This is a genomic window from Planococcus sp. TJ-302 (genome assembly GCF_058268455.1).
In genome coordinates, this window is sequence record NZ_JBZDOI010000001.1 from 700,721 (window position 1) to 715,252 (window position 14,532).

14 protein-coding genes and 1 riboswitch are annotated in these 14,532 nt (G+C 46.2%); of the genes, 1 reads left to right on the top strand and 13 read right to left on the bottom strand.

Going from position 1 to position 14,532, the window contains the following annotated elements:
• Nucleotides 1-33: 33 nt before the first annotated feature.
• Nucleotides 34-1,464: a RecQ family ATP-dependent DNA helicase gene (locus tag AC4EHB_RS03620; protein ID WP_490980685.1), complete on the bottom strand. Its 1,431-nt coding sequence runs from the start codon at nt 1,462-1,464 to the stop codon at nt 34-36.
• On the bottom strand, nt 1,461-2,486 hold the full coding sequence (locus tag AC4EHB_RS03625) for a YpbB family protein (protein WP_490980686.1): 1,026 nt from the start codon (nt 2,484-2,486) through the stop codon (nt 1,461-1,463). The genes AC4EHB_RS03620 and AC4EHB_RS03625 overlap by 4 nt, the downstream gene beginning before the upstream one ends.
• 107 nt (nt 2,487-2,593) lie before the next feature.
• On the opposite strand from AC4EHB_RS03625, the gene AC4EHB_RS03630 reads away from it, so the two are divergent.
• Nucleotides 2,594-2,845: a ferredoxin gene (locus AC4EHB_RS03630; protein ID WP_490974232.1), complete on the top strand. Its 252-nt coding sequence runs from the start codon at nt 2,594-2,596 to the stop codon at nt 2,843-2,845.
• 415 nt (nt 2,846-3,260) lie between these two features.
• Here the strand turns inward: AC4EHB_RS03630 and AC4EHB_RS03635 are convergent, their stop codons facing one another.
• From AC4EHB_RS03635 to AC4EHB_RS03685, 11 genes are all read right to left on the bottom strand, one after another.
• On the bottom strand, nt 3,261-3,845 hold the full coding sequence (locus AC4EHB_RS03635; RefSeq protein WP_490974233.1) for an ECF transporter S component: 585 nt from the start codon (nt 3,843-3,845) through the stop codon (nt 3,261-3,263).
• 145 nt (nt 3,846-3,990) lie between these two features.
• A riboswitch (FMN riboswitch) is annotated at nt 3,991-4,123 on the bottom strand.
• A 178-nt stretch (nt 4,124-4,301) separates the two neighbouring features.
• Nucleotides 4,302-5,537: a GerMN domain-containing protein gene (locus tag AC4EHB_RS03640; protein ID WP_490980687.1), complete on the bottom strand. Its 1,236-nt coding sequence runs from the start codon at nt 5,535-5,537 to the stop codon at nt 4,302-4,304.
• Nucleotides 5,527-6,060 carry an RNA polymerase sigma factor SigX gene (gene sigX, locus AC4EHB_RS03645; protein WP_490974235.1) on the bottom strand — a complete coding sequence of 178 codons (534 nt, stop codon included), beginning with the start codon at nt 6,058-6,060 and terminating at the stop codon, nt 5,527-5,529. Before sigX ends, AC4EHB_RS03640 begins: the two co-directional genes overlap by 11 nt.
• A gap of 44 nt (nt 6,061-6,104) precedes the next feature.
• Nucleotides 6,105-7,886 (bottom strand): ATP-binding protein, encoded by a 1,782-nt coding sequence (locus AC4EHB_RS03650; RefSeq protein WP_490974236.1) that lies wholly within the window; start codon nt 7,884-7,886, stop codon nt 6,105-6,107.
• Nucleotides 7,879-8,595: a response regulator transcription factor gene (locus AC4EHB_RS03655; protein ID WP_290212909.1), complete on the bottom strand. Its 717-nt coding sequence runs from the start codon at nt 8,593-8,595 to the stop codon at nt 7,879-7,881. The genes AC4EHB_RS03650 and AC4EHB_RS03655 overlap by 8 nt, the downstream gene beginning before the upstream one ends.
• Before the next feature lie 127 nt (nt 8,596-8,722).
• Nucleotides 8,723-9,907, bottom strand: coding sequence for a c-type cytochrome biogenesis protein CcsB (gene ccsB, locus AC4EHB_RS03660; RefSeq protein ID WP_490980688.1), 1,185 nt, complete (start codon nt 9,905-9,907; stop codon nt 8,723-8,725).
• Nucleotides 9,904-11,559, bottom strand: coding sequence for a cytochrome c biogenesis protein ResB (gene resB / locus AC4EHB_RS03665; RefSeq protein ID WP_490980689.1), 1,656 nt, complete (start codon nt 11,557-11,559; stop codon nt 9,904-9,906). Before resB ends, ccsB begins: the two co-directional genes overlap by 4 nt.
• Nucleotides 11,560-11,572: 13 nt before the next feature.
• A complete protein-coding gene (resA, locus tag AC4EHB_RS03670) occupies nt 11,573-12,121 on the bottom strand; it encodes a thiol-disulfide oxidoreductase ResA (RefSeq protein ID WP_490974239.1) in 549 nt (182 codons plus the stop codon).
• Nucleotides 12,122-12,211: 90 nt separating this feature from the next.
• A complete protein-coding gene (locus AC4EHB_RS03675; protein WP_490974240.1) occupies nt 12,212-12,943 on the bottom strand; it encodes a pseudouridine synthase in 732 nt (243 codons plus the stop codon).
• 219 nt (nt 12,944-13,162) lie between these two features.
• The gene (scpB, locus tag AC4EHB_RS03680; RefSeq protein ID WP_490980690.1) at nt 13,163-13,753 is read right to left on the bottom strand and encodes an SMC-Scp complex subunit ScpB; all 591 of its coding nucleotides are present in this window, start codon (nt 13,751-13,753) and stop codon (nt 13,163-13,165) included.
• Complete coding sequence (locus tag AC4EHB_RS03685) at nt 13,731-14,504, bottom strand: segregation/condensation protein A (protein WP_490980691.1); 774 nt, start codon at nt 14,502-14,504, stop codon at nt 13,731-13,733. Before AC4EHB_RS03685 ends, scpB begins: the two co-directional genes overlap by 23 nt.
• Nucleotides 14,505-14,532 lie beyond the last annotated feature (28 nt).

Below are 14,532 nucleotides of genomic sequence, written 5' to 3' on the forward strand. Positions count from 1 at the left end.
AAAAATCAACTTTGTAAACGAAATATCGGAAAATTATCCCAATGGCAATAGTGCATTTAGCCGATTTTGCCAATTGTCCAACTCGCTTTTTTGGTATTTCTGCTTCTTTTTTTCAAATACTTCATAATCGAGGCCATCATTTACGCAGCAATTGCCGGGTTTGTTTTTCACTTCTTGGTCAAAACAGCCGACTAAATATTCCCTGATGCAGCCGGATAAACCCACTAACTTTTTAATTTTTTCAATCTGCCGGATTTTCTCCTGCCGGATCAACTCAATTCTTGCAACCGTTTCCTCGGCAGTCAGTTGGCTAAGCCAATAAGAAACCACCCGGTAAGCTGTTTCACGGACCACTCCGTCCTCGACCAACCGCCTGCCTTCCTGACTATTTCTAGCCACCATTTCAATTTCTTGGCGGTTCGGGAGCTCATCCATCACCAAGCTTTCCATAAGCAGTTCATCGCCAGCCACGTACAATAGTGTGGCAAGTGCTGACTCACCGTCGCGCCCTGCCCGCCCGACCTCCTGGACATAACCTTCTATGGAAGTCGGCAACTGGAAATGGATGACGTGGCGAATGTCCGCAATATGGACTCCCATACCGAATGCATTGGTTGAACACACCCATTCCAATTCGCCGTTCTGGAATTGCTGCTGAACGAAGATGCGGTCCTGGTGCTCCATGCCGCCGTGGTAATACGCAGCCGATAAGCCCATTTCCAGCAGCAGCTCCGTGATTTCCTGCGATTTTTTTCGGGTCCCAGCATAAATGATGCCTGGCCCTTCGAATTCCTGAACAAATGATTTCAACCATTCTATTTTGTCTTTTGGCTTTTCAAAACGTTTGATGTCATAAGCGATATTTTTTCGGTCCATTGGATGTGTATAAACATAAGGATCTTTCAGCTTAAGATAGGCCTTGATTTCATCAGTGACTTTTTTTGTGGCCGTTGCTGTTAGAGCCAGCACTTGGGGATTTCCGAGGACAGGCAGAATTTCAGCTATGCGCAGGTAATCCGGCCGGAAGTCGAAGCCCCATTGCGAGATGCAATGAGCTTCATCCGCGACCAGCAGTGAAATTTGGATGCGCTGCAATTGGTTTTTCACAAAAGGCTGAACGAGCATTTCAGGGGAAATGAAGATAAAGCGGTAGCTTGCCAAGTTGTCCCAAATTTTCTCCCTTTCACCTGGCTTTAAAAACGAATTGATGGCAACAACTGATTTTTCACCCATCTTTTTTAATTGGGCTACTTGATCTTGCATCAGCGACAGCAGCGGCGAAACGATCAATACGCTGCCTGGCAGGCGATGAGCAGGAAGCTGGTAGCACATCGACTTGCCCATTCCCGTCGGCAATAGGGCAATAACGTCGCCGCCCTCCAAAATTTGGCTGATCACTTCACGTTGGCCCGGCCGGAACGATGTAAAGCCATATGTATTGAAAAGTAGTTCCTCGAGTTTCATGAAATGTCCTCCTTCACAGCAAGCGCTAAGCGGATCTGGAAATAACTCGCTTGCGGCAGCATCTCCTTGATGTCTCTAAGGCGTTTGGTATTGCGCTGTGCGCTTATGTCAGTGATGCTGCGGAATAAATCCTGCGGTATGAACACAGTATAGTCGAAAGCCGGATCGTTCATGGCCAATTCCACGAAATGGTCTTCAATCGTGCTCGTTTTCAATTGCCGGACAGCCGCAATTTCATCAAGGGATAATCCCTGTTTAAATAAGTTATCGGTACGTTCTGCTGATTCAGTAAGTGATGACCGCTGGACGACTCCGTTCAATAGCGGAGAGATAAGCGGAAAATCGCCGCTTTCCAAAACTTCTAGCCAGGCGTGTAGGGTTTCGATGACCGCAAGCTGGACGTCTAGAGGATGCAGCCCTTTTCCAGCCGCAATCTGCTCCCACGTCAATCCGCTTAAGCGGAGTCCCGTCAGCCGCTGCATCAACATCATTTTATTATCTTCCGCTACATTTACAACGTTAAGGCTATCGTACAGTTCTTTTTTAAAGCGGCCGGCTGTTTCCGGATCCCGGTAATTGATGCGAACCAGATAATCTTTCACCCACGCCTGCAAATCGACTGCATTAAGCACCGGATCAAAGCTGTATTCGTTCTGGCTGGTATGTGACAAAGTTTGGACAATTAATGATAGGCGGTTTAAAAAGAGGAGTTCATTGCCTCGGTATTTCCAGCCGTTAAGTTTGCTCGCTGGAATCTCCATGCCTAAAGCCGCTTCTGTTAAATCGATGACCTGCTCATTTGTGCGCAGCAGATTACGCGCAAAAAGGCTTTGTATCACATCATCATACGCATTCTTATCCAACTTCGTCATCACTGCAAAATAAGGATAAAGCCGGTAATAGCCGATGTCCTGAATCGTCTGTCCGGACTTCTTCCCTTTGATCAAATGGAAGGGTGAAGATACGGTTCTTTCGAGGTTTACGGCTTTCATTATTGAAATGACAAGTTCTTCAAAAAGCAAGTGGCGCCCTCCTGACGGTTTTTTGTTGAAAAACTGAACAAACACCTTTAGAATGAATACGGTAGTAAAAATGAACTTGTTCGGAGATAAAGGAGAGGGAAACTAATATGGCTAAGTATACCATTGTCGATAAGGATACTTGTATCGCATGCGGCGCTTGCGGAGCTGCTGCACCGGATGTTTACGATTATGATGATGAAGGAATAGCGTTTGTTATTCTAGATGATAACATGGGGACTTCCCAAGTTCCAGACGAACTGGAAGAAGACATGGAAGATGCGTTCGAAGGCTGCCCGACTGATTCCATCAAAGTAGCAGACGCACCATTCGACGGAGATGCCCTTAAATATGAAGATTGACCAGTCCTGAAAAGGCGGCGCCGAAGCTTAAAAGCTCCGGCGTTTTTTTATATTGGTATTACCTTTTCTTTTCGCTCTAGGCGGACGCTCTCCGCGGGCCTGGCTTCAGTCGCCGCCTTCCGCTTCATTCAAAGGTATTTCTTAGTAGTAAGTGATTTCTTTTAATTAAGAAGATGAAAGATACGAGTCTGTACTTTATTGCTGTGCCCCAGATATGGAGCATAACAGCGTCGACGCCTGCGGGAAAGCGAGACAGCCGAGACCCCGCAAGCACGCTAGCGTGCTGAGGAGGCTTGGCGCTCGCCCGCGGCAAGCGACGCTGTTTTGCGGAATATCGGCTACTCTATCTATTTTATAAGTTTTTAAAAAATCAAAAAGGCACCGAAGCTTAATCGCTTTGGTGCCTTTTTTTTATTTATTGGGCCAGGTAATAGCGCCGCTGTTTTTCTATCCATACGTGCATGCTGCTGAACATGAGCAGGACAACCGCGGTCAAGGCCAAGCCTTTGATCAGGTTGAACGGCAGAATCCCAAGAACAATCGTGCCGAAAAGCACGTTGCCTGTTTGTGCAGGCATGTTTAGGAAATACGTGTACATTGGCAGAAACACCAGATAGTTCAACAAACTCATGCCGATCGCCATTGATAGCGTACCAGCAGCAAGGCCATATACCATGCCTTTTTTAGATGAGAATTTTCGATAGACAACATAAACCGGCAGGATGAACAAAATGCTTGTCGCAAAGTTCGCCATATGCCCTACAGGCACTCCGGTCGGGCTACCCGCAAATAGCCAATCCAATACGTTTTTGAAAAACGCAACGAGTATTCCGGCCACTGGCCCCATTGTGATTGCGGCAATCAAAGCCGGCACATCACTAAAATCCACTTTTAAAAATGCAGGTAAAGCTGGCAGCGGAAAGTTAAACAGCATTAAAATAAATGAAATACTGCTCAACATTCCGATCGCAATCATCGATTGCAATTTTTTGTTCTTCATATTCCTCTCTCCTTGTCGTGATTCACCAGAAGAAAGGCTTGGACAATGCAGCCGTACAATAAAACCCTTAAGCGGCTAGCGCTTAAGGGAGAAAAAGGCACATTTAAGAAACGTATCGCCTAGTTATAGGCAGCACTGTCCGCACCTTCACCTTCTCCCATCCAGACTATACTGTCGGCTTTGGAATCTCACCAAATCCTGCTTTTTACGGCTCGCGGGCTTATGAACAATGTTCAATTACCGCCGGTAGGGACTTTCACCCTGCCCCGAAGATGAATCGATATTTTATTTTACCTCCTAATTCTAGTGTAAAGAAGCCATAATGTAAACAGGAATGCTCAATCATTTGCCTGCGTGGCCCACTTTTGCAATTTTTGAAGGGCAATTCCATTGAAAATGCGAAAAGCCATTGCCCGGAATGTCCGGGCAATGGCTTTGGGTAATTAAAAGGAGAATTTATTTCACTTTCCACGCTGCACCGTTCGGAGCAACCGGTTCAGGAAGCGGACGGCTCAAATCAAAGCCGCTCCATTCCTGTTGTTTCGTGTTCTCGAGCTGTACGGTTTTGTCGAACGCTTTCGCTGTCAGCGCTAAGCTTTCAAGCATGCGTGCCCCCTCAGCCTCTTCAAGCGACCCGAAATCGAATTCCGCTGTGAATTCGATGGTAATAGCCGTGTCTGTCTCGGTAACCGTGTAGTCAACGGTTTCAGGGATTGTATTCTGGTGCAAATCTGACGGTGAAGATTTTAGTGCTTCAACCGCTTCTTTTGCTGTTGCATGCGGCATACTATAGCCTGGCACCATAAATGTTTCGCCGCCATCAGTGGTATGGGCATAATATGCGACGTTTTCAACCGCTGGTTTTACAGGTTCCATCGGTCCGATCTGTTCGAAATTCGCCGGCGTGCCGTCTTCATTTTGAATGAGAATTTCATCGGCATCCGTAAATGTTTCCTGCAGCGATGCTATATAAACTTCATAGCTTGCCGATGCTAAATCGTATTGATGGTCTGCAGGCAATAAATGCTTGACTGTGCTTCCTTCCATCAATAATTTTCCAAGGTACGGATGGTATTCATTGAAACCGATTGCTTTTTCATCAATTTGGCTGGCGTATTTATTGTAAAGCTCCATTGAATTCGGTGCTTTATTGCCGAAATCGTTTTCAATCTGGGAATCAGGTATCAAAAAGCCAACTGGAATAACCATAGCGTTTTGGGTCAGGCCAATGGTAAACAGCGTAAAGCCGTCCAACTCCTCTTCATAAACTGCAGTTCGTGCAGATTGTGGATTTTCATCTTGATATATCGTAGCCGACTCTTCTGTCGCGGAAGGTTCTTGTCCATCGCTGTTTGCGCCACCGCTTGACTCTTCTCCAGCCGAATCCACTGATTCCGCTTCTTCGGTAGAAGCGTCTTGTGCTTCATCAGCAGTGCTTTCTGCATTTTGCTCGTTCAGTGTGAACGCACTGTCCCTGCCATTCTGATTTAAAATGGATGCCACCAAAAATCCTATCGTGATGAAAGCAAGTGCGGCGACAAGCAACGGCAACCAACGTTTAGGCTGTTTTTTTACCGCCTCTTTCTTATCCAGACGGCTGTAAACTTCTTCTTTCGTCCGGTCATCCCGGATTGTGGGGAAATCCCGCAACAAATTTTCGATGTGGTCATCGTCCCATCTGTTATTCGGCATTCATTGCTCCCCCTTCCTTTGCGCTTATTTTTTCACGCAACGATTTAATGGCGCGATGTTGGGTGGTTTTGACTTTGCCTTCTGTCCACCCAAGCACATCTGCCGTTTCAGCAATCGATAAATCTTGGAAAAAACGCATGATGATGACCATTTTCTGATCGCCTGTGCACTCATCAAGCATCGTATAGAGAAGGATTTTGTCCTCATTCAGTTGGGCTACTTCTTCAGGAATGCGTTCTTTTGAAACCAGCTGCTGCGTTTCCCAATCGAAAAAATCCGTCGAATGCTTTTTCCTGACCGCCGTTTTTCGGAAATGGTCGATCGCCACGTTTTTGGCAATGGAAAAAAGCCAGGTCTTTTCAGAGCTCTTGCCCTCAAAACGGTCATAGGCCCTGAACACCCGAATATAAACCTCGTGCATCAAGTCTTCGGATAAATGCCTGTTTTTCACCAAGTAGACGAGAAACTGGAATACATCTTGATGGTATTCGTCGTATAGGCGATGGAAAACGGAGTCGTTCATATACTCCCCCCGTTCGTAGATTAGTCGTTCTCCTCAACATAAAGTTACATTTTTTTCAGCGGCAATAAAAAGATGAAGGAAGTGCCTTTGCCCACTTCGCTTTCTGCATAGATTTTGCCGCCATGTGCATTGATAATGTTGCTGGCGATTGCGAGGCCGAGACCGGTTCCGCCTTTGCCAAGTGTTCTTGCTTTGTCCGCTTTATAGAAACGTTCAAATACGTATTGCAGATCTTCTTCGGGTATACCGACACCTGTATCATTCACAGATATTTTTGCGTAGCCTTGTTGTTGTTCGATAAAGACCTTGACGTTTCCTCCTTGAGGGGTATGGCGGATTGCATTGTCGATTAAATTGGTCATCACTTGTTCAATGCGGTCTTCATCTAGTTCAGCTGCTGCCCAATCATCGATGGCACTTTCGAAGTCCAGTTCAATGCCTTGTTCTTTGGCGATTGGCTGGAACTTCAGCGTCATGCGTTCAATGACGGAGTTGAGCTGGACAACTTCCCGGTACAGACGCATATGGCCTGATTCCATCCTCGCTAAATTCAACAGGTCCGTCACTAACCGACCCATGCGCTGGGATTCTTCGTAAATGATTTTCGTCATTTCGCGCCGCTCTTCTTCTGAAGTGCCGACGTCATCGAGCAAGGCTTCACTATAGCCTTGGAGCATTGCAATCGGCGTCCGCAGCTCATGGGAGACATTCGCGATAAAGTCTTCGCGGAGCTTCTCTAAACGATGCTGTTCTGTCATATTGTGCAGGACGGCCACAGCTCCACGAATAGAATCTCCGCTATACAACGGACTGAAGGTGATGGCGTAGTAAGCGCCTTCCATTTCCAGCTCTTCTTCGATTTCCTCTTCGAAATCGAGAACGTGTTCAAGCATATGGACCATTTCCGAAGGCAATGGGTCACCTTTTTCCATTCCGCGTTTCATCAGCCATTGCTGAAGCAATTTCTCCGCGGGAGGATTGCTTAAAAGGATTGTCCGGTCCTGGTTGAATGTAATGACAGCATCTGCCATCGAGGTCAAAATGCTGGAGAGCTGTTCCTTTTCCTGATTAATGACCTCAACGTGATGTTTCAACTGCCGGCCCATCTGGTTGAAGGCGGTAGCAAGCTGGCCAATTTCATCGCTTGACGTCGCCTTCACTTTCGTATCAAAATTCCCTTTCGCCAATTCAAAAGCCCCCTCCCGCATATTGCGGAGCGGTGACGTGATGCGCGTCGAGAGAAAGAATGCAAAAACAGTAGTCAGGATAAATGCGATGAATGCTGATAAAAAGACGATATTGGTCGTTCTTTCCGCAGTGCGGTCCATCACTTCAAGTGATTGGTAGATAAAGACGACACCGTGCTCTTGTTCCCCAGTCTGCAAGGGACTGGCCAGCACAATATAAGATTCCATCATGTTCTCTTCCGTTAAAGATGGCAACAGCATTTCTTTCATTACCGTTTCATCGGTTTCAAATACTTTTTGAAAAGAAGGTTCCTGCAAAATCGTTTCGCGCAATTGATTGCCGTTAAGCCCTTCATGTATAAAATAAGAGCTTTCTTCCGGCACTTCGGCGATAACCGCATTGGTCTCCGCACCCAGGATATCTTCCATGATCAATAAGGAGTTTTCAAATTCCCCATGGTCATTGAATATGCGGGCAATCGTGGCAGCTTCCTTATTCAGTGTTTCTTCAACTGATTCGCTATGATAATTGCCGAAGAATTCAAGCAGCAGCACAGTAACAATAAACAACACAAAAGAAACGAGAAGCAATATGGTAATCCATAGCTTCCCGACGACACTGTTCCACAACCTATTCATTGCCTACCTCGAATTTATAGCCTACGCCCCAAACCGTAACGATCATTTTAGCGGCTGATTCGGATACCCGGTTCAATTTCTCCCGCAAGCGTTTCACGTGAGTATCGACTGTCCGCAGATCTCCGAAGAAATCGTAATGCCACACTTCTTTCAGCAAATGTTCGCGGTCGAACACTTTATCCGGTGATTTCGCCAGGAAATACAGGAGTTCGTATTCCTTCGGAGTCAAATTGACTTCGACATTATCCGCTGTCACGCGATGGGCATCATGGTCGATTGTCAAATGCGGAAAGACGACCAAGTCTTTTGACACAGATGATTTTGTGATCGGCGAGTATGCGGAAGATCTGCGCAAGATCGCTTTTACACGCAGCACCACTTCCCGCGGGCTGAACGGTTTAACGATGTAATCATCTGCACCGGATTCAAACCCTTCCACACGATTCGCTTCTTCGCCTTTGGCGGTAAGCATGATGATTGGTGTCATTTTCTTTTCGCGCAGTTCTGTGCTAACTTCAATGCCATTTTTTTCCGGCATCATAAGATCCAGCAGGATGCAATGGTAGTCTTTTTCAGTTGCCATTTCGAGTGCTTGGACACCATTTTCCGCTTCTTCAACCAGATAGCCTTCACGCTCAAGGTACATTTTCAATAATCGTCTAATTCTCTCTTCATCGTCCACAACTAGGATTGTAACTTCCTCCGACATAATAACCCCTCCAACTTTTGTATCTTAGTTTTCATTGTACCGTCAAGATTTGGAAAAAAAAATTAAAAGCCTTTTCCACTAAGGGAAAAGGCTCACATTATGTGTCTAAAATTAAATAGCAAATGTATTAAGCGTAAGAATGGAGACCTGCGATAATTAAGTTAACAGCGACTAAGTTGAACATGATGATCGCAAAACCAGCTACGCCAAGCCACGCAGATTTTTTGCCTTGCCAGCCTTTTCCTAGGCGCAAATGCAAATATGCGGCGTAGAACAACCAAGTGACCAATGCCCATACTTCTTTCGGATCCCAGCCCCAGAAACGGGACCAGGCAATCTGTGCCCAAATCATGGCAAAAATTAATGCGCCAAGTGTAAATACCGGGAAGCCGATAATTACGGCACGGTAGCCGATTTCGTCCATCAGCTGGAGATTGACGTTTTTGACGAATGGCTTCAAGAGGGCCGCAATCCGCTTGCGCGTAACCAAACGGATAATCCAATAAAGGATTGTTCCGACCATCAGCGACCATGCAACGGTCGTCAATTTGCTGGCGTTGACGACTGCCGGCGTTTCAACGAATGGAGTCAAGGTGCCTTCAGTCATTTGCGTGTATTCGTTCATGCCGAAAATCGGCGGCATTTTGTACGTAATAGCAGCGTCTGCGCCTTCTTTATCGACATACGTAAATTCTGCTTCATACCCAGTGGCTGTGAAATAAGTGCTTGCTACAACAAAACCTATGACTAAGACAAGCGAATACATAATTGCTTCGAGCCAGAAACGCTGTTTCGATTTTTTCGTCATATCAACTTCTTTTAACAAGAAGACCAGACCAGCTGCTGCACTGATCGCCAGAATACCTTCTGCGATAACAACTGTACTGACGTGGATCGCAAGCCAATTGGATTGCAAAGCGGGAATCAGCGGGCTCACTTCGCTTGGGAACATGCTTGCGAACGCGATGATCAAAAGCGCTACCGGAAGCACAATCATGCCGATAACAGGTGTTTTGTATAATGCATAAATAACGATGAATCCGCCGACAAGCGTCATGCCGAACGCTGTCGTAAATTCGAACATATTGCTAAGCGGCGCATGCCCTGTAGCTCCCCAGCGTGTAAAGAAATAGCCGAGGTTTGCCAAAAAGCCGAACACGGTGATAGCGAAAGCAATCGTTCCCCAACGGCTTTCTGATTTATACGTACCGGCTTTATTGCCTTTTACAGCTCCACCAAATACGAATGTTGCAATCAAATAGGAAACAAATGCAACATACAGTAGATTGGAGCTAATGTCAGTTAAACTCATGGCGTCAATTCAGCCTCCTCTTTCTCGAGCTTCTCGATTTCCTCCTGTTGATCGGTATAAGCAGGAAGCGATGCGTATTCCTTAACCTGGTCGAGATCTTTTTTCAAGCCGAACCAGTTCTTGTTCGTATGGCCTGCTAAAATAATCGCGCCATCTGCTTGCTGCTGAATCCAGAAGCGGCGGTGGTTAAAGTACATGCCCTGCGCGACGCCGATCATGAAGATTAATCCGCCTAGGCCAAGAATCGGCAACGTCCGATCTTTGCGGATGGTCAGACCGGAAACGTCACGGGTTTCGACGCTCTGGAAAGCCAATTTGTATTCATTATCGCCAAAAGGTTCGACAGTGTTCTGGATCGTGATAAAGCTCGTTTCCCCTTGCGGTGTTTGAGGTGTCGTCATTTCGATAAGGAAACCAGGATTATTCGGCAACGGCGTCTTCGTTTGAGGTTCGCCGTCTTCAAAACCGTCAAAATCCGGATAATAGCCAAGCAATTTCACCACAGAACCACCGTCAAGAGTGTATTCTTTTTCGGGATTGATCAAGTCGATTGTCAAGTTGCCAAGCGACTCTTCCGTCTCCTTGTTCGTCAAAGCGAATGTCATGGTCTTCAGTTCGTCTTCTTTGAAGTCCATTTGGTAAACGGCGTAGCCATCGAATTTCAACGGCTCGTTAACACGGATCGGGTATTCTTTCACTTTTTCAAGGTTCGTCTCACCCGGCAGCGAGTCTTCAGGCTTTTTGTACAGCACAACATCAGTCTGGTAATTCTTCGCGACTGTGCCTACGCGGTCAAGTGCTTCACCGAATTTTTCCTCGCCATCTTCGCCTGTGTAATTCTCCACTTCAAAACCTTTATTTTCCAATGTATAGCCTGGTGCTTCCGGGATTGCCCGAGTTTCGCCTTCCCGCAACCATAATGTTTCGTCTACGTAGAATCCTGGCATCATCCGGAGCATGACGCCGAACAAGAAGATGATAAGCCCAATATGGTTGACATAAGGACCCCAACGGGAAAATCTGCCTTTTTCAGCCAATAAGCCATTTTTATCAGTCGATACTTTGTATTTCAATTCCTTCAATTTCGTTTCCGCTTTTTGCATTGAATCCGGAGCTGCCGAACCTTCAGCATAAATGCGCTGTTTGTTCATAAAGCTCAGGTGGCGCAGGACGCGCTGATTCTTAAGTGAACGGTAAAGCGGCACAAAACGGTCCAAACTGGCAATGATCAATGAAATCGCCAGCATGCCTACGAGGATAATAAACCAGAAGGAATTGTATAAATCGTTAAAGCCAAGGAAATAATAGACTTTTCCGATGCTGCCATAAACGTCGGAATAATACGCCTCAATTGTCGCATCTGTACGCACCGGAACAGTGACATATTGTTCCTGCGGCAGGATGGTGCCGATTGCGGCCGCAACTAGAAGTGCCACAATGATAGAGACTCCGACTTTGACACTGGAGAAGAAATTCCATATTTTGTCGATAATCGATTTATTATAGGTTTGGGAACGCCTGGCTGTCCCTTCATAGCGCATATCTACCAGCTTGCTGTTTTGTTCTTTTTCAGTCAACGACCGCCCGCAGGATTCACAAAGAACAGTTCCGGGCGGATTTATATGGCCGCACGTGCATTGCAATTTCTCCATCCGAAAAAACTCCTTATTCAGGTTTGATTTCTTCCATATACCCTTCAATATCTTGCTCTGTCATTTCACCTGTGACGACCCGTTCAATCTTGCCTTCCGGATTCACCAGCACAGTTGTTGGCAAAGGGCGGATATTATAAGCGGTCATAACATCTTTCGTCTTATCAATGACAATCGGGAATGACAAATTGAATTGATCAGAAAATGACTGCACTTCAAAATCCGATTGGGCTATATTGATAGCTAGTACTTGGACTCCTTGGTCTTTGTATGCTCCGTACTGGCTGTCCATTGCCGGCATTTCTTCTTTGCACGGTTCACACCAAGTCCCCCAGAAATTCAAGAATACTCCTTGCCCGCGATAATCCGACAGTTTATGCTGATTCCCATCAAGGTCCGTCAACGAAAAATTAGGCGCCTCATCACCGACTTCAAGCAGGCTGACGTCATCAGCTGTCGCACTATTGTAGATGGTGTAGCCGATTGCCGCGACTAGCATCAGCAAGATCGCTGATCGCATAATCAGCCGATTGGTTTTTTTCTTGTTCTTTTTCTCGTTCAATTTACTTCCTCCTTCGAGGCTAGAATGCAAATCCAATTATAGCAAAGTTTCACTAGGCTATTGCGCCCAGTTTTGAAGTGTTTGTGAACGTTAGTTGCGTTTGCCTGTATCGGCCAATACGCGTAAAAGCTTCACTTCGTGCGACGACAATTCTCGGGACTCCCCTGCATTCAAGCCTTTCAGCGTTAAGAATGCGAATTGCTCCCGGCTCAATTTCTGCACAGGAAAGCCGATTGCCTCGAACATTCTGCGCACTTGGCGGTTACGCCCTTCGTGGATGGTGATCTGGACAATCGCTTTGCCTGATTTCTTGTCGCCAGACAAGAGCTTGACTTTCGCAGGAGCGGTCATGCCGTCTTCCAATTTGATGCCGCGTTCAAGCTTTTGCAGATCTTCCTTGGCCGGTATGCCTTTCAAGCGCGCCACATACGTCTTGTCGATTTCGAATTTCGGATGCGTCAGTGAGTTCGCGAATTCGCCGTCATTCGTCATGATCAACAAACCGGATGTGTCGTAATCCAAGCGCCCTACCGGATAAATGCGTTTTTCAATATCGCTGAAAAAGTCTGTTACGACTTTGCGGTTTTTGTCATCGCTTACCGCGGAAATAACGCCGCGCGGTTTATATAATAAATAATAGACTTTCTGTTCTTTTTCCAGTTGGACACCTTCAACTTCAATCGTGTCGTTCTGGGATACTTTCGTCCCCAGTTCCTTGATCACTTTTCCGTTGACCCGTACTTTGCCGTCCAAAATCAATTGCTCCGACTTGCGTCTTGATGCAACGCCTGCATGTGCAAGCATTTTCTGTAATCTCTCCATAAGTTCACCTCATTGATATATTTGCTGCCCTTAAACACGGGCATAGAAAAGCGGAAACGCCATTGCTAAAACAGGGTTTTATCCGTTCGTCTCTCTCGGAATTATGTCACATTTTCGGTCAAAGCGAAAGCACATAGCTCAGGGCTTAAAGCAGGAAATGGCGCGTCGGGCAAAGAAAAGAAGACTGCTTCCGATCCACAGTCTTCCAACGGCCCCACATTAAACTACCGCTTCTTCTTTGAAAGCTTCTTGGAATTTCGTCATAAACAAATCTGTTTCTTCGTCCGCGCTTTCTTCCGCATCATCCGGCAAAGCGGGCAGGTCGTCCAAGTTCTTCAATCCGAAATAGTTCAGGAACTCCGTGGTCGTGCCATAAAGAATGGCCCGCCCGGTGCCTTCCGCCCTTCCCGCTTCTTGCAGCAAGCCTTTCGCAGCAAGGGTGTGAAGCGGCTTTTCGCTTTTAACGCCGCGCAGGTCTTCTATTTCAAGGCGCGTGATCGGCTGTTTATAAGCAACAATCGCCAGTACTTCCAGAGAGGCTTGAGACAAAGCTTGCGGCGTCGGATTCTCTACTAGCTTCTGGATGATGTCCGCCACTTCTGGCTTGGTCACTAATTGATAAACTCCCGCAAGTTCTTTCAGGGAAATGCCATTTTCAGGTGCTTTATATTTTTGTGTCAATTCATCGACACTTGCTAAAATCTGCTGTTGATCCGCTTCAGTCAAAAATTGAAGCTGCTTCATCGTCAAGCCGTCATCGCCCGCAACAAAAAGCAACGCTTCTATTTTACTCGAAAGAGTCGTCTTCATATTTCCACTCCTCTTTTTTAAGTTCCACCATCAAATCTGTAAAATTCTTTTCCTGCTCTACTTGAATAACTTGCCGTTTCATCAATTCCAGCACAGACAGAAATGATATCACGAGCACCGTTTTGTCATTCGAAGGAAACAACTCTGTAAATGGCGTCCGGCCTTTTGCCTGCTTCAAACGTCCGACAATCGACGACATTTGGTCTTTGATTGAAATTTCATGCCGCGTTACACGGGCGGACAGCGGCGCCTTTAATTGCTTGCGGCGCAGCATCTTTTGAAATGCGCCTAACATATCAAAGGCATTGACTTCCAAATCGACGTTTTCCGCTTGTGCGTCCGCCTGTAATTCTGAAAGGTCCATCGGCGCTTTCGTGTAGATTACGGAGCGATTTTCCTCAAGTTCCTTCAGTTTTCCCGAAGCTTCTTTGAATTTCCGGTATTCGACCAATCGCGATACCAATTCGTCGCGGGGGTCCCGATCCTCAAGATCAAAAGAGATATCGTCCATTTCCCCTTCATGTACAGGAAGCAGCATTTTACTTTTGATTGCCAACAGCGTCGCTGCCATGACAAGGTACTCACTTGCTTCATTGAGTTCAAGGACTTGCAGTGCTCGTATATGTTCCATATACTGTGTAGTGATTTGTGAAACGGGAATATCGTAAATATCAATTTCCAAACGATGTATTAAATGCAATAATAAATCAAGAGGGCCTTCGAAGGCATCAACTTTTACTTCATATGACATGATCCGCCACCTGACTGTTATTTTAATC